This window comes from Microbispora sp. NBRC 16548 (assembly GCF_030268985.1).
GTDB lineage: Bacteria > Actinomycetota > Actinomycetes > Streptosporangiales > Streptosporangiaceae > Microbispora > Microbispora catharanthi.
In genome coordinates this window covers 317189-338597 of the sequence record NZ_BSSF01000011.1, presented here as the reverse complement: position 1 = coordinate 338597, position 21409 = coordinate 317189, and the positions used below count along the sequence as shown (strand labels likewise).

The window sequence follows — 21409 nt, the reverse complement described above, 5'->3', positions numbered from 1 at the left end:
AGATGGCGCGCGGGCGGCTGCGGGTGTATCTGGGGGCGGCCCCCGGAGTCGGCAAGACCTACGCGATGCTCAGTGAAGGTCGCAGGGCCACGGAACGGAACAAGGATTTGGTCGTGGGTCTCGTCGAGACGCACGACCGCCCCCGCACCGCCGAACTCCTGGAGGGCATGGAGGTCCTCCCACGACGGCGTGTCGTCTATAGGGGTGCGACCTTCACCGAGCTGGACGTCGAGGCGGTCGTCGCCCGCGCGCCAAAGATCGTTCTGGTCGACGAGCTGGCGCACACTAACGTGCCGGGCTCGCGCAACGTCAAGCGCTGGCAGGACATCGACGAGCTCCTCGACGCCGGGATCGACGTCGTCTCGACGGTGAACATCCAGCACCTGGAGTCGGTCAACGACGTCGTCCAGGAGATCACGGGCGTGCCGCAGCGGGAGACCGTGCCGGACGAGGTCGTACGCCGGGCCCACCAGGTCGAGCTGGTCGACATGTCCCCCGAGGCGCTGCGCCGCCGGATGGCCCACGGCAACGTCTACCCACCCGAGAAGGTGGACGCCGCCCTGTCGAACTACTTCCGGGTCGGCAACCTGACGGCCCTGCGCGAGCTGGCCCTGCTGTGGGTGGCGGACAAGGTGGACGAGCAGCTCGACCGCTACCGCGCGGAGCACGGCATCGCGGGCACCTGGGAGGCTCGGGAACGCGTCGTCGTAGCGCTGACCGGAGGGCCGGAGGGCGACACCCTCATCAGGCGCGCCGCCCGCATCGCCGCCAGGAGCAAGGGCGCCGACCTGCTGGCCGTGCACGTCACCCGGGCCGACGGGCTGGCCGGCGGCGACCCGGCGCTGCTGGCGCGCCAGCGCGCCCTCGTGGAGAGCATCGGCGGGACCTACCACCAGGTCGTCGGCGACGACATCCCCCGCGCGCTGCTCGACTTCGCCCGCGGCGTCAACGCCACCCAGCTCGTGCTCGGCGCCTCCCGGCGGGGACGGTTCGCCCAGCTCTTCTCCCGCGGGGTGGGGGTCGAGACGACGGCTCGCTCGGGGTCGATCGACGTCCACATGATCACGCATGAGCAGGTCAGCAAGGGCAGGCATCCGTTGCGGCCGCGTGCCGCGCTCACCCGCAACAGGCGGATCGCGGGCTGGGCCACGGCGATCCTCGGGCTTCCCCTCCTGACGCTGGCGCTGCTGCCGTTCCGCCACGACCTGTCGCTGCCCAGCGAGATCCTGCTGTTCCTGCTGGCCGTAGTGGGCGTCGCCCTGATCGGCGGCAGGTGGCCCGCGGTGACCGCCGCGGTGGGCGGCTCCCTCCTGCTGAACTACTTCTTCACCCCGCCCGTCAACCGGTTCACCATCGCCGACCCGGAGAACCTGCTCGCCCTGACGATCTACGTACTGGTCGCGATCATGGTGAGCACCGTCGTCGACCTGGCCGCCCGGCGGACGCGAGAGGCCGCACGGGCCCAGGCCGACGCCGAGGTGCTGTCCACCCTGGCAGGGCACGTGCTGCGTGGCGAGCACGCGCTGCCTTCGCTGCTCGCCAGGCTGCGGGAGACCTTCGCGCTCACCTCGGTCACGCTGCTCGAACGCCGCCCCGAGGCGACGACGTGTCCCGACGCGCAGTCAGAGCCCGAGGCTTGGCGCATCGTCGCCACCGCCGGGGGCGCCCCCTGCACCTGTCCGGGTGTCGCGGACACGGATGTGGCCGTCGACGACGACCTCGTCCTGGCCTTGCGCGGGCGGCTTCTCGACGCCGCGGACCGCCGAGTGCTCCAGGCCTTCGCCGCCGAGGCCGCAGTGGCCCTCAGGCAGGAGCGTCTGCGGGAGGAGGCCGAGAAGGCCAAACCGCTCGCGGAGGCGGACAAGATGCGCACCGCGCTGCTGGCCGCCGTCAGCCACGACCTGCGCACCCCCCTCGCATCGGCACGTGCGGCCGTGGAGAGCCTGCGCGCCACCGACGTCGACTGGTCACCCGACGATCGCGAGGAGTTGCTCGCCACGGCGGACGAGTCGCTCTACAAGCTCGACCGGCTCGTCGCGAACCTGCTCGACATGAGCCGGCTTCAGGCCGGAGTGCTCGGACTGTCGCTTCAGCCGGTGGCGCTGGAGGAGATCGTGCCCCGATCGATCGACGACCTCGGGCCGCTGAGCGACCAGGTGGAAGGGGACATCGCGCTCGAGCTTCCCGAGATCGTCGCCGATCCCGCACTGGTCGAACGCATTCTGGTCAACCTGATGACCAACGCCGTCCGCTACAGCCCGGACGCCAGGAAGGTTCTGGTCACCGCGAGCTGGCACGGCGACAATGTGGAGATCCGCGTCATCGATCGTGGTCCCGGCATCCCATCCGAGGCGTACGACCGCGTCTTCATGCCCTTCCAGCGCCTCGGCGACCGGGACAACCACACCGGCATCGGCCTCGGCCTCGCGCTCTCCCGCGGCCTGGCGGAAGCCATGGGAGGCAGCCTCACGCCCGAGGAGACCCCGGGCGGCGGCCTCACCATGGTCCTTACCCTGCCGATCTCCTCGCGAGCCGGCATCGTACAGCGGGGAACGACATGACCCGGATTCTTGTCGTCGACGACGAGCCACAGATCCTCAGAGCACTGCGCATCAATCTGGCCGCCCGTCGCTACGAGGTCGAAGTCGCCGCTGACGGCTCCTCCGCCCTGCGCGCCGCCGCCGACTGGCACCCCGACGTGGTTCTGCTCGACCTCGGTCTCCCCGACATGGACGGCGTGGACGTCATTCACGGCCTGCGTGGCTGGTCCTCGATGCCGATCCTGGTCCTGTCCGGACGAACGGCCACCACCGACAAGGTCGCCGCCCTGGACGCCGGCGCCGACGACTACGTCACCAAGCCCTTCGGCATCGACGAACTCCTCGCCCGCGTGCGAGCGGTCACGCGCAGAGCGTCCATACAGGCGCACGAACTCGCGTCCGTCAAAGTCGGCGACCACGTGGTGGACCTGACGAGCAAAACAATCTCGGGGGGACTGCGACTTACTCCGACCGAGTGGCACCTGCTGGAAATCCTGGTCCGCAACCCCGGCAAGCTCATCAGCCAACGGCACCTGCTCACCGAAGTGTGGGGGCGCAGCCATGTCAAGGAGACGAACTATCTGCGTCAGTACATGGCGCAACTCCGCAAGAAGCTCGAACCCGACCCATCTCACCCCGTACATCTGATCACTGAGCCGGGAATGGGCTACCGGTTCACGCCCTGAACCAGGCAGCCCCGGTTGACGAGCGTGAGCGACGCCACGGGAAGTCCGGCGCATTCGTCCTCGGCACCCTCCCAGGAGGCGAAGACGCGTCAATGTCACATCAGAAGGCATATCGAGAGCGCATGAATATCGTATACATAGCGACACAAAAGACTTCGAATGCACTTTCATGGAGGCATGAGGTCTCGCGTCATTCACCCGCCCCGCTTGAATTTCTCTTGGTGGGCGGATTCGTCTCGGCCGTACTGTCCTGCGCCGCAGCCGCCTTGGCCTTTTCCGATATCCCTGATCGGGTAGTGACTGTGGCGATCACAGTAGCCGTTTACGCGACACGAGGCCGGAGCCTGATCAGTGCGTCGGCCACGGCCACCATGGCGTGGATGTTCCTCACAGGGTTCCTGGTGAACGACGCCGGAACCTTGACCTTCTCCCCGGACGATCGGGTCAGGCTGGGGATCCTCCTCGCTATAGGACTGCTCGGCGGTGCGGTGGGCGTGCTGCGCGCCCTTCAGTTAGGAGGCAGACCAGGCACGGGAGGCATTGATTCACTACTCTGTGGTACTTTATAGTGGTACTCGGTACTACAAGGTACCAGGAGAGCCGAAGAGGACCCACGATGGACGACCTGACAGAGATGCTGAAGGGCACGCTTGAGGGCTGCGTGCTTGAAATCATCGGCAGCGAGGAGACCTACGGGTACGCCATCACGCGTCGGCTGAACGAACTGGGCTTCGCCGACGTCGTCGAGGGGACGGTGTACACCATCCTGCTGCGACTGGAGAAGAACGGGCTCGTCCAGGTGACGAAACGACCGTCCGGAGTGGGCCCGCCGCGCAAGTTCTATGCGCTCAACGATGCGGGGCACGAAGAACTCGCGAGATTCTGGGCGAAATGGGAGTACATCACGTCACGAATCGACAAACTCAAGGAGGGCGGGAGATGAACTTCTGGGAGACCATAACAGGGAGCGATCTCACCAGGGAATGGAAAGCGTTCGAAACCCGTGCCGAGGCATTGCCGGCCGACTACCGGGCGGCGTGGGAAGAGATCAAGGGCCACATCTGCTCCTACTCGGACTTCACAGGCCGAAAGCTGATGCCGATTCTCGACAATGCTCTGACGCTGCTCGAAGAGACAGCGTCCGATGGGCAGAGCGTTCACGAGGTGCTGGGTGACGATATCGCGGGCTTCTGCGCGGCGTTGGCCGGCGGAGAAGGGGCTCGAACCTATCGCGACCGTTGGCGCGAGCAGTTGAACAGGAACGTCGCGAAGAAATTGGGCCGACTAGGAGGCTGACGTGGGCATCCGAGACATCATCGAGGGCAAGAAGCAGTGGCGGGCGCACATGGCGCGGGTCAAGGCGCTCCCTCCGGACTATCAGATCGTCTACAAGGAGATTCAGAGGTACATCTTCAAGGTTGGACCGATCGACGTGCTTGACGGGCCTCTGCTCTCAGGAATCATCGATTTCTTCGAGGAGGGCGTCGCGGCCAACAGGGGAGTCCTGGAACTCATCGGCAACGATGTCGCTGCCTTCTGTGACGACCTGACCAAGGACTCGCGCACCTACGCGGACATCTATCAGGAATCCATCAGCGAGAAACCCGGCACGGCCGAGAAGTAACACCCATCGACCGGTGCTGGCGGAGTTTCTCCATGGGTGGGCCGAAGGAGGGGCGCGGATCTCCTCCAACTCTGTCTTGGCCCGTTTGACGCGGGAGGCAATCCGCTTACACAACATCTCGACCAGGTCATCATGGGCCCGCATCCGGTGGTGTGCGTCAGGCACGCCAGAAAGGCCACCTGCTTCCACCCCAAGCCGTCAACATCCACCTGTCGGGACCGCCGCGCAGTAGATGCCCTTTCCGTCAACCTCAAACGGAAGGGGCGGTGCCGAGGTGTGCCCAGGGCTGGCCGTACCGGGCCAGTCGGCTTCGTCGTGTGCTGAGGATCGGGGTCGAAGCCGAGATTTGCCCGGCACCTGGAGTGACGACGAACCCTCAGCAGGCGCTGGGAGGACCATGCAGCTCGACAGCCAGGGGCTTGGCCTAGGCTGCGGCAATGGCCGAGATCACGTCTCCGACTCCCAAGGAAGCCTTCGAGCTGTTGCTCGCCGGTAACCAGCGCTTCGTCGCCGGCGCCCCGGAGCACCCGAACCAGGACGCGACACGCCGCACCGAGACCGCACCGGGCCAGCGCCCGTTCGCCGTCCTGTTCGGATGCTCTGACTCCCGGTTGGCCGCTGAGATCATCTTTGATCGCGGCCTGGGTGACCTGTTCGTGGTGCGCACCGCGGGCCATGTGATGGGTACGGAGGTGCTGGGCAGCATCGAGTACGGGGTGGATGTGCTGGACTGCCCGCTGGTGGTGGTCCTCGGCCATGACTCGTGCGGCGCGGTGGGCGCCGCGTGCGCCGCGCTGGATGACGGGATGGTGCCGGCCGGGTACGTCCGGGACGTCGTCGAGCGGGTGACCCCCAGTGTGCTCGCGGCGCGGGCCGCGGGTCGCGTGGAGGCCGACGAGATCCTGGCCGAGCACGTGAAGACCACGGCTGACCTGCTGCTGGACCGCTCTCGGGTGCTCGCCGAACGGGTCGGCGCCGGCCAGGCCGCCGTCGTGGGTCTGTGTTACCGCCTGGCCGACGGCAGTGCTCAAGTGGTGGCAGCCCGCGGCCTCGAAATCACCACCGGCTTCGCATCGTGACCGGCCCAGTGCAGGCCCATGCCGCCTTCGGTGGCGCTGGAGGCGTGCAGGCGGGCGCCGATGCCGCCCCACCGTGCGTACGCCTCGGCGATCCACTGGGCGCCGCCCGCGGCGAGCCCGCCGGCGATGGCGAGAGCGGGGGCCCGCCGCCGCCAGGCGGGCACGGCACCGCAGGCGGCCAGCAGCGGCGCCGCGAGCCAGACGCCGTCGGAGAAGCGGAAAAGCGTGGCTGCCCCGACGGCGCCGAATGCCGTCAGCAGCGAGGTGGCATCCAGCGGATTGAACGCCTGGGACATCCAGCGGTCCTTTCCTGGCCTGCCCCTGTCGGTCGGCTCAGGGCGCGTGGCACACTCGGAACACAGCAACTTTTACACCGCCGTAGAAGTTCTACACGACTGTAGAAGATGGGCAAGGGGAACGACAACCCATGAGCGCCACTCCACAAGGGCGAGGCCCCAAACGCGCCAACGGCGAGCGGGAGGCCGAGATCCTCGACGTGCTGCTGCGAGCGGACACAGCGCTGACCCCTGGAGAGGTCGCCGAGCGTCTCGGCAGCGAGCTGACCTACAGCACCGTGGTGACCATCCTCACCCGGTTGTACGCAAAGCAGCTGCTCGTCCGGCACTCGCGCGGCCGGGCCTACGCCTACGCCCCTGTCACGGACGAAGACGGGTTCGCCGCCCGCCGCATGCGCAGCGTCCTTGAGGAACGGCCCGACCGTCAGGCCGTGCTCACCCGCTTCGCCGACGGCCTGTCCCCCTCCGACGCCGACCTCCTGCGCCGGCTGCTCGGGCCCGACCCGCACCAGGACCAGTAGAGGATTCGGATGCGCATCGCCGTCTACCTTCCGCTGCTGCTGTCGCTGCTCGCTCCACTCGGCGCGCGAGTCCTGTCGGAACGGTGCGAACCCCGTGTGGCCACCTGGCTGCTCACCGTCTCGGCGCTGGTGCTGGGCGCGGCGAGCACCCTTTCGCTGGGCCTGCTCGCCATCACCGGACTGATCCGCATCCCCCTGCTGGCCGACCTCGGCCACTGGTCCGTCCACACCGCCCAGCGGGACGATCCCACCCAGTTGTCGGTCGCCGTGGTCGCCGGCCTTCTGCTCGGCGGCGCCGTACTCGCCGCCGGCCGCATGCTGTGGACCCGCGCCCGCTCACTGGCCGCCGCGGCCCAGCAGGCCGCCTGCCTGCCCGCCCACGACGGCCTGGTCGTCATCGAGGACGAGACCCCCGACGCTTTCGCGGTGCCCGGGCTGCCTGGACGCATCGTGGTGTCCACCGGCATGCTGCACCTGCTGGACGACGGCGAACACGGCATCCTGCTCGCCCACGAGCGGGCCCATCTCGAGGCGCATCACTACCTCTTCGTCGCCCTCGCCGGGCTCGGCGCCGCCGTCAACCCGCTTCTGCGCCCGCTCGCCACCGCTGTCACCTACACCGTCGAACGCTGGGCCGACGAACGCGCCGCCGCCGCGACCGGTGACCGCGCCCGGGTCGCCCGCACCCTCGGCAAGGCCGCCCTGGCCGCCCCCCGCACCGCCGGGAAGCGTCCTCCGGGCTACGCCTTGGGCATCTTCGGCCATGGCGCGTTGCCGCGGGACGCAGGCCCCGTGCCCCGCCGAGTCGCCGCCCTGCTCGCACCGCCCCTGCACCACCGTCCCGTCATCACCATCGCCGCAGGCGCGGTCCTCGTCGCCGCCGGCTGCTCCATCGCCGAAGCGACCCACGACCTGCACCTGCTGCTGGAGCTCATCGGCGCCTGACATGGTGTAAGGCTGGGGGCATGGCGCGGGTGCTTGTGGTGGAGGACGATCCGGTGATCGGGCCGGAGCTGGAGTCGGCGCTGACCGTCGCGGGCTACCGGACCGACCTCGCGACCACGGGGGCGAGGGCGCTCGATCTGGGCGGGGCGGTCATGCCCGATCTGGTGCTGCTGGACCTGGGGCTGCCGGATGATGACGGTGTCACCGTGTGCCGCCGGTTGCGGGCGGCTGCGCCGCAGGCGGTGATCGTGGTGCTGACGGCGCGCACCGAGGAGTTCGAGGTGGTCGTGGCGCTTGACGCGGGGGCGGACGACTATCTGACCAAGCCGTTCCGGTTGACCGAGCTGCTGGCCAGGCTACGTGCCCATTTGCGTCGCCAGGCGGCGCCCCGGGGCGACGATCGGACCGTGAAGGTGGGGCGGCTCAGTCTCGACCTGCCGGCTCGCAGGGCGTACGTCGCGGGCGACGAGGTGGCGCTGCGGCCCAAGGAGTTCGACCTGCTGGCGGCGCTGGCATCCCGTGCCGGTGAGGTCGTCTCCCGCGAGGAGTTGATGGACGAGGTGTGGGACGTCAACTGGTTCGGGCCGACCAAGACGCTCGACGTGCACGTGTTCGCGCTCCGCCGCAAGCTGAGCGATCACGGCGAGGATCCGCAGCGGATCGTTACGGTGCGGGGACGGGGCTATCGTTACGAGCTGCCGGAGACAGCAGAAGGCTGAAGACCGGTGGACTGGTCCTGCGCAGGACCAGGCGGCCCGCCTCGGCCTCGGCCAGGGATCGGCCCAGCGCCAGGCCGATGCCGTGCCCGTCGGCCGCGCGCCGAGCGAACACGTCCACATCCTCGGGAACTCCCGGCCCGCGGTCGGCGACCTCGATCGCGATGCCGTCGGCGAGGTCCGCCGCCTCGACGGTGACCTCACCCTCACCGTGGACGAGGGCGTTGTCGAGCAGCACGCGCAGGATCTGCCGCACCGCCGCGGCGGAGGCGGCGACGGGGGGCAGGTCATCCGGCACGCTGACCGTCAGCCGGCGCCCATGGGCGGCGAGCGGGCCCTGCCAGCACTCCCTGACTTCATCGAGCACGGCGGGGACGTCGAGCGGCGCCGACCCGGTCCGGTTGTCCCGGGTGAGCCGTACGAGGTCGTCGATCACGGTCTGCAGCCGCTCGCCTCGCCCGAGCGCGGTGTGGACGGCGTCGGCGAGGGCGGCGTCGGCGAGGGCGGCGTCCGGCCGGGCCAGTGCCGCCTCCAACCCGAGCATCATCCCGGTGAGCTGGGTGCGGAGCTGGTGGGAGACGTTGGCGCTGAAGGCGCGCTCACGATCGAGCACCTCACCGAGCCGGCGGGCGGTGGCTTGGAGCGCGAGCCCGGCCTGGTCGGCCTCCCGCACATTGGATCGCGGCGCCCGGATGGTGAAGTCGCCGTCGCCGAGGGCCTGCGCGGAGCGGGTCAGGTCCTCCAGCGGCGCGGCGAGCCTCGCCGACTGACGCCGCGCGAACGCGGCGGCCAACCCGATCACGAGTACGGCCAGCCCGGCCATGACGAGCCACGCGATGTGCGTCTTGCCGGCCACCGTATCGTAGCGACCCTCACCACCCTCGGCGTCTCGTCGGACGGGATGGGCGCGGTGGCGATAAGGACGCCACCCTCGACGCCCTCTCTGAGCGGCGACCGGGCAGGGCCCGAGCCGAGGAGCCGCCGACCGTCCGTCGTGTAGACGCCGACGGTCATATCGCGGGGAAGATCGGTGGGGAGCGAAACCGGGGCGGCGCTGGAGAAGGTGGAGGCCACCCACGTCGCCTCCATTTCCAGTGACTCGATCGCTCCGTCGTGATAGAGCCGGGCGACGGCCATGGCCAGCGGCACCGCGAACAGGGAGACGGCCAGCACGGCCACCCCCGTGATCGTGGTGAGCAGACGGCTGCGCAACGACCTCATCCGCCCATAGTGGCCCAGCGAAGGTAAGCGGGACACGCTAACCAAGCAATGGGTAGCGTGCCCGTCACTATAAGTGACAGTAGTCTCGTCCGGCTCCTGCTGACCAGCCAGTTCTCCATCAAGTTCGGCTTCACCCTGCTGATGCCGTACCTCGCGGGGCACCTCACGCACGGCCTCGGCCTGACCGCGTCGGCGGTCGGACTGATCCTCGGGATCCGCAACGCGAGCCAGCGCGGGCTGGCGCTGGTCGGCGACGGTCAGATGACGGTCAAACGATCAAGAGGCCAGCTTCCTGAATCATGGGAACTGGCCTCTGAGATGGTACTTCGTGGTGGGGCTACCAGGACTTGAACCTGGGACCTCTTCCTTATCAGCCTTGCCTCGGCGTTCAACCCTTCGTGGTCTTCTAGTGACTCTCGGCTTATAATCCCAGGTAGAAGCCATGATTTCGTGTCGGGAGATCCCGCGGAGTGTCACCCATTGACGCGAGCTCCACTAACGAGTCACTAACGAAGGATCATGAAGGCGGGGTTGAGTGGGCTACTCGTTCAAGCGACTCGATCGCAACGGCAAGCCGCGATACACGGCCTGCTACCAAGATCTGAAAGGCAACATCCTCTCGGCGGGCACCTTCTCCAATAAGAAGGACGCCGACAGGGCCTGGCAGATGGCCGAGGCAGAGGTGGCCAAGGGCCGGATTGGCGATCCCAAGCGCGGACGGCAGACCTTCAAGAGCTACGTCGAAGGCACCTGGCTGCCCAACCACGAGATGGAAGCCACGACCCGGCAGACCTACACCTACGCGATCAGGAAGCATCTTCTGCCCGAGTTCGGCGCCATGCGAATGATCGACATCATGCCGGAGCATGTCCGGGCCTGGATCGTCGCGATGAAGAAGAAGGGCGCGTCGCCCGTGACGATCCAGAAGACAAAGATCGTCCTGAGTGCGATCTTCACGACCGCGCTGAATGACCAGGTGACCTTCATCCACCCCTGCAAGGGGGTCAAGTCGCCACCGGTGGTGGCCAAGCCACGGACGATCATCTCTCCGGAGCAGTTCGAGACGCTCTATCGGGCCCTCCCAGACGCGGATACGAAGCTGCTGGTCGAGACCGACATCGAGACCGGCCTCCGCTGGGGTGAGCTGACCGAACTACGAGTCAAGGATCTCGATACCGGCTCACGGATCCTGACCGTCAACCGGGCAGTCGTCGAGGTCAATCCTCAGTTCCACCCGACCGGCGGCCGTTTCCTTGTGAAGGAGTACCCCAAGGACAAGGAGTTCCGGCGTCTCAAGCTCACGAGGCAACTCGTCGACAAGTTGAGCCTGCACATCGAGGAGCGAGAGCTGGGACCGAACGACCTGCTCTTCATGTGGCGGCAGGAGTCCGCTCCTCGCACGAAGCTACGTGTGGTTCCCGATCCTGAGCAGCTGGGCCTCACTCCCCCGAATGCGGCAGGTCGGCAGTATCAGCACGGGACGCTGATGGGCTACAACTCTGGCAAGTGCCGCTGCGAGCACTGCCGTGCCGTCATCGCCCTCTACCGAGCACAGCGCCGCCAGACCGAAGGCAAGGACAGCCCTCGCGGGCGCCGTATCCGAGACACCGATGGCCACGTCCCTGCCGAGGCCTTCCGCAACCAAATCTGGAAGCCCGCCCTCGCCGCGGCCGACCTCACGGTGCGGGTCCGTATCCACGACCTTCGTCACGCACACGCATCGTGGTTGCTCTCGGGTGGCGCCGACCTCCAAGTGGTGAAAGAGCGACTTGGGCACGCCTCGATCGCGACCACTGAGAAGTATCTACACACGCTGGACGACGCCGACGAGACGGCGCTCGACGCGTTCACGAAGATCCGAAACCGCAACGCGCGCAGGTCGTCCTGACATTGGTACGGCTCGCTCCACTGCTGAGCGCGAAGGCGAGCCTCTGATCACCCTGTTGGAGGAACGAGGACCAGTGGCCGAGCCTATGAACGGCGCCGACCAACGACGAATCGAAAGAGTCATCCTGAGCACGACGATCACCAGCGTCATCGCGCTCGCCTTCATCGCCGGCTCGATCTCGTACCGGCATCTACATCTACTTGCGCTTCGGCACGGCGAGTCGCCCTGGACCGCTGCGCTACTGCCGCTGAGCGTCGACGGGATGGTGCTCTGCACTTCGATGGCTCTGCTTGCTGATTCGAGGCGCGGAAGGCGCGGCGGAGTCCTGCCTTGGACACTTCTCGTAGTCGGCAGCCTCGCCAGCGTCGCCGCCAACGTCGCCGTCGCTGAGCCTTCGATCATCGGTCGGGCTGTGGCAGCATGGCCGGCCTTCGCGATGATTGGCGGCCTGGAGATGGCCTTCCGACTGGTACGGCAAAGCGTCGCCCGCCGACTCTCTCCTGAGGAACCCACGGCCATAACAGAACCCGTATCGGACGACGACGCGCTTCAAGCCAGCGGTAGGCCACGCGGGCGCACCCTCCAGCAAGAAGCTTGGCAGTGGGCACTCCGAAACCGTCGTCCAGACGGCACGCTGCCGCGATCCATTGATCTTGCCCGGCAATTTCATCGCAGTCCTCGCTGGGCCCGCCTCGTCAAGTCGTCCGGCTTGAATGGCACGCTGACGTAGTTGCCCTCCATCATGGCCTTGATCTCGCTGCGATCCTCGGTCGCCTCGAAGGGCGACCGCCACGAACGCGTCATCAACTGTGCTCCTCAGAGGCGATGGATGTTGCGATCCTCGGTCGCCTTGGAAGGCGACCGCCACCCCGGATTTGCCATGAGTGCCAGCCCTGACCTGCGGTGTTGCGATCCTCGGTCGCCTCGGAGGGCGACCGCCACGCGAGGGAGCGCTCCACGACCGCGACGCACTCGGTGGAGTTGCGATCCTCGGTCGCCTCCAAGGGCGACCGCCACACCATCTGAGAGCGCATCATGCCTTTCTTTCTCCAAATACCCTAGGAAGCCACCGTGGGTCGCGTAAGGACTCCAGGTTACGAGCTTGCTATCGATGGATCACGGCAAGCGATAAATCGCACAGGGCCAGCTCGCCCAGGTTGAAGCCGAAGAGTTGCGCTTACCGTACGGGACCCTAGATGAGAGATGTGAGGGTAATCCCGGCTGGTAGGTCTGCGTCGTCCACTTCGATCTTGTAGTCAGCTACGGATCGGGGAACATCCTCGTTAAGAGGTGTGATGTCGACACTCTCGAAGAGAGTTGCGGCTCGGGCGGAGCCGAAGGCGTTTTCGTGGCTGAAGATGTAGAGGCGTTGCGCGGCCATCTCGCCACGGGTGGCACTGCGGTCGTGATCGAACATGTTGGTCAGTGCTTGCCAGAGGGTTTCGAGGTCCTGACTGGTAACGCCGGTCTTCATGCCGCGGCCGGCGCTGTAGTAAGCGTGGACGCGATACAGCCCGTAGTGGATCGTCCACTTTGAACCCATCTCGGTTCTCTCACCTTTGTCGATGTCGGCTTGGCGGGTTTGAGTGATGCGGGTGATGGCGTGGTCGACTGGGAAAACCCGGTTGATGCTGCGCGCGAAGGCGAACTGGAGGGGCCCGCGGACATGCCCGGCTTGAGCATCGCCGGTGGAAAGGACGGCGCCGAAGAGGCGGATGTCGAAGAAGTTCTCGCACATCCACTTCTGCACGGCATCGCGTTCTTGAGGGGTGGCTTTTTTGCTGGGCTTGACGCCAGCACCGGCGAAGGCGCGTTCGATCTGGCTGTTGAGAGCGACGTCGGCCTCTACGAAGATTTTGTAGCGAGGGTCATCGGGGTGGATCAGTGGGATGGTGTCGCGAATCTTTCGTTTGAGGGCGACGTCGGTGACCAAGCCCTGGTAGGTCTCGGCATCGAGGCGTGGTTGGTTGCCGGCATCCGGATCGCCGTTGGGGTTGCCATCGTGGACGTCGAAGAGCATGACGATGTCGTGGCGGCGGGTGGGGTCGAGGTGGGCGGGGATCTGGTCGCTCATGGTCAGTCCTCCAGGGTGGTGGAGTGGTCGGGGTTGGCGTCGAGGTCGGCCTCGGGGCCGGGCTCGTCGGCAGGGCTGTCGGGGATGAGGTCGTCGGCGGCCAGACGACGTTCACGAGCGCGGGCGATGTCGTGGTTGCGTTGGTCGGCGTAGCCGTTGAGGAACAGTCCCTGGTCGTAAAGGGTCAAGGAGGTTGGGAAGGGACGGAGCCGGCCGATGAGGTCGTTCAGGTTGCGCGCGAAGAAGTCGGCGTAGGCCTTGCGATCACGGGTTTGCAGCTTTTTCAGGTGTGCGCGGGAACCGCGCAGGGCGGGGATCAACGCGGAGGCGGGACTGGTGACGGCGCGGCTGAAGTAACGGTCGCCGAGGGTGGTGTTGAGTTGCCCGCCGCCGGCACGGGTGGCGGCGTATTGCAGAGATTCCAGGACGGCGAACATGCGTCCGGCGAGGTAGGCGGGGGTGTTGTCGCCTGGGTCGAGGGCCATAGGGAGCCTCCGGGCTTGGTTGGGATGGCAGCGGGTCAGACAGAGCCGGAGCAGGGCTTGGCGTGTGAGGTCGAAGCCGCCGTCGGTGCGGACGCGCAGTAGTAGGTGGGCCAGGATGGCGGAGGACAGCCGGGTGCCGTTGAGCGCGGAATGCAGGAGTTCGCGTTGGACCCAGACGGGGCGTTGGGAGCCCTTAGCGCCAAAGGGCGCGTAGGTGCTTCGGGCGCCGTTCTTCCCGGGGTACCAGCGCCCGAGCGCCAGGGCGAGCCGAAACAGCGAGGGGAAGCGCCGCTGGCCGGTCCAGGAATCGGTGACGAGCATGTCGGCGAACCAGGACACGATGTGCTGTTCCGCCTCTGGCAGGGGGACATCGACCCAGTCGCGGACCATGATGCGGCCGGAGTTGGTGGACAGCGTGGTCGCGCAGAAGCGTTCGGTGTGAGCGATTCCTGCAACGATGGGGGCACCGGCCCGGGGAGCGTCCAGCATAGTGGCGATCTTTATGGGATCGGGCTGAAAGAGCAGCCGGATGGGTGCGCCGCTCTGCGGCACAGCAGGGTTGCTGGCGCGGTCGGTTGGCACGATCCACCAGATGATCGCGGTGTCGCCGATGGTTCGCCGATGGTCGCGGTGTTGCAGCAGGTGTTCCAGCGTGCCCGTGTAGCTCTCGACGCAGGTGTCGCATAAGGGGGTGTGCTGCAGGCCGGTGACTAGGTTGAACCCTTGCGCTGGCTGGTTGATACAGACCAGGGGGGCGGCGTTGCCGCGTTTGCGTTCAGCCTTGCTGAACGGGTCGTGGCCCACGGCAGGGATAAGACCGGGCCGTACAGGGCGTGGGGCTCGTTCAAGTAGGGGCTGTATAGTGCCGCAAACCAGGCAGCGGTCGTGGATGCCGGAGGACTTGCGCTGTGAGGCGACCAGGCTCCAGTAAGCGCGGGCGCTCGCGGTGCTGTGTGCGGGCTGGCCGTCGATGCGGAACATTACGAGCTGCCCGGAAGTGAAGTGTTCGGGCGGCTGGATCTGGCTGACGGCCGATGAGGTGAGGAAGGCGCGCAGTGCTTGCGCGGCCGGCTCGTGAGGGTCGTGCTCGGCCCAGGCGCAGACCAGGTCGACGAAGGCCTGGTGGTAGCGCCGCGCCCGAGCGCGTTTACGTTCGTCATTGGCGTCTTTGGGGTCAGGCCAGCCCAGCGCATATTCGATTTTGTCGCAGGCCAGAATCGGTACTACGGCGGAGGTCCGGCCCAGACTGGGCACCACCATCGGCAGCCCTCGCCGCCCGCTGGGATCACTGGGATCGCGTATGGGGGCGAGTTCGGCGGCTCCTGTAGCGGGGCGGCCGTGACTGTCCAGGTCAATCAGCCAGTGCACGCTGCTGTGAATGTGGAAAAGCGGTGGGATGTGCTCAGGGTGAGCGGCGGCGTACTGCTGTAGGCGGGTGAGCAGCATCAAACCCTCCTTCGTTCCGCGGTACCGATCGCGGCGTCCCGGGTCGGGTCATGGATGCCTTCACGTGGTACTTGCAGAACTCCTTGATGCAGTTGGGCGGTAAACCACAGCGAGCGGGGGGTGGGTGCGTCGTAGTCGATGTCCAGCAGCATCACGCCCAGGTCTTCACTGCGCCTGATGGGTTGCCTGCTGTAGTCGGGTGGGCCGAAATCGGTGCATGAGAACTCCCGCGTTCCCAGGTAGGGGTGGGTGAAGCAGGCGCCACGCTCGATGCGGCGGCGGAATTGGTCGCGGTACTTCGCCACAGACACGGTGACGTGGGGCTTCAGTGCTATCTGGGCGTGAATGCGGTAGGCGACGTCGCGTAAGGCTACGGTGTTGCGCTGGTCGCGCTTGTCCGTGGTGCGGAAGTGGTATCGGGAGCCCTCTTTCAGCACGGTGCTGAGGCTGGCCGCCTCCGTGACCTCATTGCGCCGGATGCTGAACCACTTGATGTCGTTGAGCACGTCGATCTGCTCGATCCGGTAGCGGAATTCCGGCTTCCAGAAAATCGCTTCGAGCACGCCGCGCGCGGCGCTGGGCGTCATGACCGGGTAGCTGACCCGTTCGGCCTTCAGCTCCGGACGGGTGAAGCAGGCAAAGTCTCCGCGGACCTCCATGACGAGGGCGGGATAGGACTCACGGTCGCTTCTGCTCACGCGGGTTCTCCTCCTTGGCGGGAATGACGATGCCGATGTTCAGGTCGTAGACGCCGGCCCACTCATACAGGTCGCCGATGACCGGGCGCAGCAGGGCTGCCACCTGCGGCTTCGCTAGCTGGCTCTTCGGCAACGAGATGGTGTAGGGCTGAAGGCGGCGCAGCCATATGTGTCCGCGGGCTGGGTCGCGCCGCAACTGTTGCAGCCAGCCGTCGATCGGATCCGGCCGCTCGGTGATCTGAGGGTTGTGGTAGCGCACCACAACCGGGACGCTGTCCTCATCGATCATCCGGAAATCTTTCGTCACCGTTGGGAAGTCCCAGGAAGCGCGAGCAGCCAACAGCTGGGAACCCATAGCGTTCTCCGGCAAAGTGGCGTAGTAGCCGCGGAAGTAATCCGCCAGTGTGCCCAGGTCGTCAGGTTCTGGCTGCTTCATGGGACCGAAACGCCGACGGGTCTCGGCGACCGGAAGCCCGTAACTGGCAGGCATGGCCTGCTCGGCCGGATCGAAGATCACCACGAGGCCGCTCTCGGGCCGTTGTCCTTCGCGGTTGGCACGGCCGGCGGCCTGCAGGATCGACTCCGCTGGGGACATCGCCCGGTAGACCACCGGGAAGTCGAGATCGACGCCCGCCTCGATCAGCTGGGTGGAAACCAGATTCAGCGGCTCGACCGGCTTTCGCTTCAGGGTCGCGTCCACGTCAGCGAGCACATCGCGCCGGTGCGCGGGACACATTCGGGTGGACAGGTGCCGCACCATCCCGGGCCGCCTTGCATTCAGGGCGTCATACACGATGCGGGCGTGATCGACGGTGTTGACCACAACGAGTACCTGCCTAGCGGGCTCAGCAGCCACCTTGGTGGCCACCTGTTCCAGCGACGGGCGCGGGCTGACCTCCCACCGGTAACGCATGGGCCGGATTCGGCGCAGCCGCCGCTGCAGACCGGCCGGATCCGGCAGAATGTCCACCGCTCGTACCTGACGCAACGGCGCCAGGTCCCAAAACTCGGGTTGAGTGGCCGAGGCCAGCACTACCGTGACTCCGAAATGCTCCACAAGCTGCCGCAGCATCGCCAAGATCGGAATCAGAAGGTGCACCGGAAGCGCCTGAATCTCATCTAGCACGACGACCGAGCGGGCGAGCCGGTGCAGCTTGCGCATCGCCCACGGCCGTCGATCATGCAGCGACTGCAGCAGTTGCACTGTCGTGGTCACGATGAACGGCGCATCCCAGTTTTCAGCCGCCAGCCGCTGCCACCGGCTACCCGGTCCCTCCAAGGCGACACTGCTGTGGTGCTCCAACACCAGCGGATCACTCGGAGTTGAGCCCAGGAGCTCTCGATACACCTCGGCGTTCTGCTCCGTGATCGAGATGAACGGCACCGCGACCACTACCCGGCGCAAGCCCTGCACCGAAGCGTGATGCAGCGCAAAACCCGCGCTCGAGATCGTCTTGCCAAGTCCGGTAGGCGCTGCGAGCTTGAAGAAACCGGGCCCAAGCGAGGCCGCAGCTACGCACGCCTCGTACACCTCGCCACGCAGCGGATCAACCGGACTAGCACCACGCGTGCGCAACTGCTCACGCAGCTTGTCCTTCCGCCCGGCCTCGAACCGGTCCAGCAAATGAGCCGGATCCACCTGAGCAGCGACGTGCTCACGTCGCTTACCGAAGTGAACCTGAGTATCCAGGTGATCGGCGTCAACCAACGCGCTGAACAGCATCCTGGTCAACAGCTCCCCGCCCAGCGGGTCGGAAGCACACGCCGGCCACACAGGAACCGACGGCGTAGCCAGCTCAGGAAGACGCGCCCTCAGACGCTGGAGCGCCTGCTCCTCATGGGCAACCTCCAATGGAGGAGAGGCCAGGAAGTTCGCCATCACGCTCGGATGGTCCAATCCGCCATGATGTCCATACACCGGCATCGCGAACACATCGAACCCCAGATGCTCCACCAAAAACCGGGTTCCCGCGGCGCGATGATCAACACCCACCGGCTCGTCGGCGCCCTCCACCTCCAGCAGTCGCCGCTGCCAAATCTCGCTGGCCTTACCGAAATCGTGCGTCAATCCCAGCCAATAGGCGATCTGATCAGCACCGAACGGCTCAGCGAACTTCGCAGCCCACCAGCCCACTGATCGGAGATGGTCCTCAAGCAGATGCCTGCGACCAGACCCGTTGCCACGGCTATGCGCCCATAACGGACACTCGTCGGCGCCTTGCTCACCCTTGGAGAGCTCGCCTGATTCCATGGCGTGGACCATACAAGGGGCCACCGACAAAACGGCCGTGCTGATCGAGCCTGAGGCTGTGTTAGCCAATGTGACAGGGCCCTGCAGTAGCATCCGTACGACGCAACCAAAGTCAATCTGTGACGTATCACCAGATTTGTCACTTGCTAAGTGAATCCGCAAGACGTGAATTGGTACGGAAGCGAGAATCTTGAGATCAAGATGGCCCGTGCCATAGGCCTGACCTTGGCGCAGTGGCGGTCGCCCTTCGGGGCGACCGTAGGTCGCAACACGTCCAGGTAATGCTGCTGGTAGTCGCTGTCGGCGTGGCGGCCGATGCCTCCATCACGGTCGGGGGTGGCGGTCACCTCCCGCGACCGTGGATCTCAACGTGGGGCGCGACCTAAGCACAGCCGACCTCGTACCGGTGGCGGTCGCCCTCTGGGGCGACCGTGGGTCGCAATTGCTGCAGCATCACGAGTTCGAGCTGCTTTTGGGCGTGTGGCGGTCGCTCTTGAGGGCGACTGTGGGTCGCAACCAGCAGTGCCGGCGGAACTCGCAGTTCCTGCACACTCACCCTCCGGGGCTGCCGAGGGTCGCAACAAGCGTGGCGTCATCTACACCGTCCCGGTCGAGCTGGTGGCGGTCGCCCTCTGGGGCGACCATGGGTCGCAACAACACCACCGCGGACGTTGACGATGTCCTCGCCACGGTGGCGGTCGCCCTTCGGGGCGACCGTGGGTCGCAACGAGTGGCTGTATGACGTGCTGCTCGGTCATTCGAGTGGCGGTCGCCCTCCGGGGCGGCCGTGAATCGCAACAGCTGTTCGAGCACGGTGCGGGTAGCGCCCATCTGCGTGGCGGTCGCCCTCCGGGGCGGCCGTGGGTCGCAACCTGACGGAAGACGGTGAGCCGGACTCCAAGGCGAGGTGGCGGTCGCCCTCCTGGGCGGCCGTGGATCGCAACATCGCCCGGAGCAAGGGCTCGGGCCGGGGTTTCTCCGGTGGCGGTCGCCCTCCGGGGGCCGTGGATCGCAACTTGTAGGTCTTGATCAGCTCCAGCTCGGTCAGCGCCTGTAGCGCTCGCCCTCGGGGGTGGCCATGACTGCAACTTGTCCACCGGGCGCTGGGTGACGTTGATCATCCCGAGTGGCGGTCGCCCTCGGGGCGATCGAGGATCGCAACTCGTTGGGGCCATGCTTGTAGCGCTTTCGGGTGCCGTGGCGGCGGTCGCCCTCCCGGGCGGCCGTGGGTCGCAACCCCGATGTGAGCCCCGCATGGAAGATCCGGTGCAGGTGGCGGTCGCCCTCCGGGGCGGCCGTGGATCGCAACCTGGAGGACTGGGCGCAGCTGGTCCGGGCCCTGTCGCTGGCGGTCGCCCTCCGGGCGGCCATGGGTCGCAACTGCGTGTTGGCCTGCGAGTGTTTCACGCAGCTCACAGTGGCGGTCGCCCTCCGGGGCGGCCGAGGGTCGCAACCCGCACGCGATGTTCGAGTGGCGGTCGGCCGCGTATGGTGACGGTCGCCCTCTGGGGCGGCCGAGGGTCGCAACAACCACGAGTTCGGCCGGCTCCCCGGCTACCCCCAGTGGCGGTCGCCCTCCGGGGCGGCCGTGGATCGCAACCACAAGGGCACGCGCGAGGGCGGTATCCGCTCTGATGTGGCGGTTGCCCTCCGGGGCGGCCGTGGGTCGCAACGCCGTCACGACGGAGGAACTGACGCTCCGTATCGAGGTGACGGTCGCCCTCTGAGGCGGCCGTGGATCGCAACGGTGTCGAGAACGACGCGACGCGCGAGCAGCACAACAGGTGGCGGTCGCCCTCCGAAGCACCGAGGGTCGCAACATCTGGGGCAGCTCGGGTATGCCGGCCAGCCCCACGGGTGGCCCTCGGGGGCGGCCGTGGATCGCAACTGCTGGATCATTGCGCCGGTAATCCAGTACTCGCCCCAGTGGCGGTCGCCCTCCAGGACGGCCGAGGATCGCAACCATGCCATCTCTGGCACGCTCGGTGCCGGCGTCAGCAGTGGCGGTCGCCCTCCGGGGCGGCCGTGGGTCGCAACATGCGGTACAACAACCTGCCGGACGCTTCACAGCTGTGGCGGTCGTCCTCCTGGGCGGCCGTGGGTCGCAACAACACCAGCCCGGCCCGGCTGCAGCGCGCCTGGAAGGTAGCAAAGGTAGCAGTCGCCCTCCGAGACGGCCGAGGATCGCAACGTCGCGGTACTGCTGCTCGGTCCACTCGTCGAGGCGGCGTGGCGGTCGCCCTCGAGGTGGCCGTGGATCGCAACGAGTTCCGCGCCGAGTGGAACATAGCCCGCGCGCAGGGTAGCGGCCGCCTTCCGCGGCAGCCGTGGATCGCAACGCCTCGTCGATCCGGACGGACAGCAGCGGGTCGGGCTTGTGGCGGTCGCCCTCCGGGGGGACCGTGGATCGCAACTTGTGGACCTTGATGTAGTGCCCGATCTCTACGATCGGTGGCGGTCCCTCCGAGGGCGGCCGTGGATCGCAACACCGAGGGCTGGGACGCGCTTGTCAACGTGGTCCCCGTGGCGGTCGCCTTCGTGGCGACTGCGGGTCGCACATCTCTATGCGGGCCTGCTCCTGCCGGGCCAGCACGGCGTGGCGGTCGTCCTCCGGGGCAGCCGTGGATCGCAACTCCGCCACTGTGCAACTGGAGCAGGGCGTCGACGTCCGGGGAGCGGTCGCCCTCCGGAGCAGCCGAGGGTCGCAACTCAATGCTGATCCAGTGAGGGTTACCGCCGGCTCGGTGGCGGTCGCCCTCCGGGGCAGCCGTGGGTCGCAACACGGCAGGTGTCTGGACAGACGTGTCGGCCTGGCTGGTGGCGGTCGCCTTCCGGGGCGGCCGTGGGTCGCAACAGCCTTAACAGCAGCGCCACCCTGTGCTGGGAGGCGGTGGCGGTCGCCCTCCGGGGCGGCCGTGAATCGCAACGGCCAGGGACGT

19 protein-coding genes are annotated in these 21409 nt (G+C 66.9%); 12 read left to right on the top strand and 7 right to left on the bottom strand.

Going from position 1 to position 21409, the window contains the following annotated elements; all coding sequences use genetic code 11:
• The first annotated feature begins 2 nt into the window (after positions 1-2).
• The 6 genes from QSK36_RS29440 to QSK36_RS29415 all read left to right on the top strand — a co-directional run bounded on the left by QSK36_RS29440 (position 3) and on the right by QSK36_RS29415 (position 5929).
• The gene (locus QSK36_RS29440) at positions 3-2561 is read left to right on the top strand and encodes a DUF4118 domain-containing protein (RefSeq protein WP_285784611.1); all 2559 of its coding nucleotides are present in this window, start codon (positions 3-5) and stop codon (positions 2559-2561) included.
• Positions 2558-3226: a response regulator gene (locus QSK36_RS29435; protein ID WP_285784610.1), complete on the top strand. Its 669-nt coding sequence runs from the start codon at positions 2558-2560 to the stop codon at positions 3224-3226. The genes QSK36_RS29440 and QSK36_RS29435 overlap by 4 nt, the downstream gene beginning before the upstream one ends.
• A gap of 616 nt (positions 3227-3842) precedes the next feature.
• A complete protein-coding gene (locus tag QSK36_RS29430) occupies positions 3843-4169 on the top strand; it encodes a PadR family transcriptional regulator (RefSeq protein WP_285784609.1) in 327 nt (108 codons plus the stop codon).
• On the top strand, positions 4166-4522 hold the full coding sequence (locus tag QSK36_RS29425) for a DUF1048 domain-containing protein (RefSeq protein ID WP_285784608.1): 357 nt from the start codon (positions 4166-4168) through the stop codon (positions 4520-4522). Before QSK36_RS29430 ends, QSK36_RS29425 begins: the two co-directional genes overlap by 4 nt.
• A 1-nt stretch (position 4523) precedes the next feature.
• Complete coding sequence (locus QSK36_RS29420; RefSeq protein WP_285784607.1) at positions 4524-4850, top strand: DUF1048 domain-containing protein; 327 nt, start codon at positions 4524-4526, stop codon at positions 4848-4850.
• Between the two features lie 437 nt (positions 4851-5287).
• Positions 5288-5929 carry a carbonic anhydrase gene (locus QSK36_RS29415; protein WP_285784606.1) on the top strand — a complete coding sequence of 214 codons (642 nt, stop codon included), beginning with the start codon at positions 5288-5290 and terminating at the stop codon, positions 5927-5929.
• Here the strand turns inward: QSK36_RS29415 and QSK36_RS29410 are convergent.
• Positions 5878-6225 (bottom strand): hypothetical protein, encoded by a 348-nt coding sequence (locus QSK36_RS29410; protein WP_285784605.1) that lies wholly within the window; start codon positions 6223-6225, stop codon positions 5878-5880. The genes QSK36_RS29415 and QSK36_RS29410 overlap by 52 nt on opposite strands.
• A 131-nt stretch (positions 6226-6356) precedes the next feature.
• Here QSK36_RS29410 and QSK36_RS29405 point away from each other — a divergent pair, with 131 nt between their 5' ends.
• Genes QSK36_RS29405 through QSK36_RS29395 form a run of 3 tightly spaced genes read left to right on the top strand, consistent with a single transcriptional unit; the run spans position 6357 to position 8410 of the window.
• The gene (locus QSK36_RS29405) at positions 6357-6746 is read left to right on the top strand and encodes a BlaI/MecI/CopY family transcriptional regulator (RefSeq protein ID WP_285784604.1); all 390 of its coding nucleotides are present in this window, start codon (positions 6357-6359) and stop codon (positions 6744-6746) included.
• Between the two features lie 9 nt (positions 6747-6755).
• Positions 6756-7691, top strand: a complete 936-nt coding sequence (locus QSK36_RS29400; RefSeq protein WP_285784603.1) for a M56 family metallopeptidase — start codon at positions 6756-6758, stop codon at positions 7689-7691.
• A gap of 20 nt (positions 7692-7711) precedes the next feature.
• Positions 7712-8410 carry a response regulator transcription factor gene (locus QSK36_RS29395; protein ID WP_285784602.1) on the top strand — a complete coding sequence of 233 codons (699 nt, stop codon included), beginning with the start codon at positions 7712-7714 and terminating at the stop codon, positions 8408-8410.
• Here QSK36_RS29395 and QSK36_RS29390 read toward each other — a convergent pair.
• Positions 8355-9263 carry a sensor histidine kinase gene (locus QSK36_RS29390; RefSeq protein ID WP_285784601.1) on the bottom strand — a complete coding sequence of 303 codons (909 nt, stop codon included), beginning with the start codon at positions 9261-9263 and terminating at the stop codon, positions 8355-8357. The genes QSK36_RS29395 and QSK36_RS29390 overlap by 56 nt on opposite strands.
• Positions 9206-9628 (bottom strand): hypothetical protein, encoded by a 423-nt coding sequence (locus tag QSK36_RS29385; RefSeq protein WP_285784600.1) that lies wholly within the window; start codon positions 9626-9628, stop codon positions 9206-9208. The genes QSK36_RS29390 and QSK36_RS29385 overlap by 58 nt, the downstream gene beginning before the upstream one ends.
• A gap of 48 nt (positions 9629-9676) precedes the next feature.
• Between QSK36_RS29385 and QSK36_RS29380 the strand changes: the two genes are divergently transcribed.
• The 3 genes from QSK36_RS29380 to QSK36_RS29370 all read left to right on the top strand — a co-directional run bounded on the left by QSK36_RS29380 (position 9677) and on the right by QSK36_RS29370 (position 12246).
• The gene (locus QSK36_RS29380; protein ID WP_285784599.1) at positions 9677-9979 is read left to right on the top strand and encodes a hypothetical protein; all 303 of its coding nucleotides are present in this window, start codon (positions 9677-9679) and stop codon (positions 9977-9979) included.
• Between the two features lie 184 nt (positions 9980-10163).
• Positions 10164-11516: a tyrosine-type recombinase/integrase gene (locus QSK36_RS29375; protein WP_285784598.1), complete on the top strand. Its 1353-nt coding sequence runs from the start codon at positions 10164-10166 to the stop codon at positions 11514-11516.
• 85 nt (positions 11517-11601) lie between these two features.
• Entirely contained in the window at positions 11602-12246 is a 645-nt protein-coding gene (locus tag QSK36_RS29370; RefSeq protein ID WP_285784597.1) for a DUF2637 domain-containing protein, read from the top strand.
• 462 nt (positions 12247-12708) lie between these two features.
• On the opposite strand, the gene cas7c is transcribed toward QSK36_RS29370, so the two are convergent.
• Genes cas7c through cas3 form a run of 4 tightly spaced genes read right to left on the bottom strand, consistent with a single transcriptional unit; the run spans position 12709 to position 18470 of the window.
• The gene (gene cas7c / locus QSK36_RS29365) at positions 12709-13590 is read right to left on the bottom strand and encodes a type I-C CRISPR-associated protein Cas7/Csd2 (protein WP_285784596.1); all 882 of its coding nucleotides are present in this window, start codon (positions 13588-13590) and stop codon (positions 12709-12711) included.
• Between the two features lie 2 nt (positions 13591-13592).
• Positions 13593-15521, bottom strand: coding sequence for a type I-C CRISPR-associated protein Cas8c/Csd1 (locus tag QSK36_RS29360; RefSeq protein ID WP_285784595.1), 1929 nt, complete (start codon positions 15519-15521; stop codon positions 13593-13595).
• Positions 15521-16219, bottom strand: coding sequence for a type I-C CRISPR-associated protein Cas5c (cas5c, locus tag QSK36_RS29355; RefSeq protein ID WP_285784594.1), 699 nt, complete (start codon positions 16217-16219; stop codon positions 15521-15523). The genes QSK36_RS29360 and cas5c overlap by 1 nt, the downstream gene beginning before the upstream one ends.
• A complete protein-coding gene (cas3, locus tag QSK36_RS29350) occupies positions 16200-18470 on the bottom strand; it encodes a CRISPR-associated helicase Cas3' (protein WP_285784593.1) in 2271 nt (756 codons plus the stop codon). The genes cas5c and cas3 overlap by 20 nt, the downstream gene beginning before the upstream one ends.
• Between the last annotated feature and the right edge of the window lie 2939 nt (positions 18471-21409).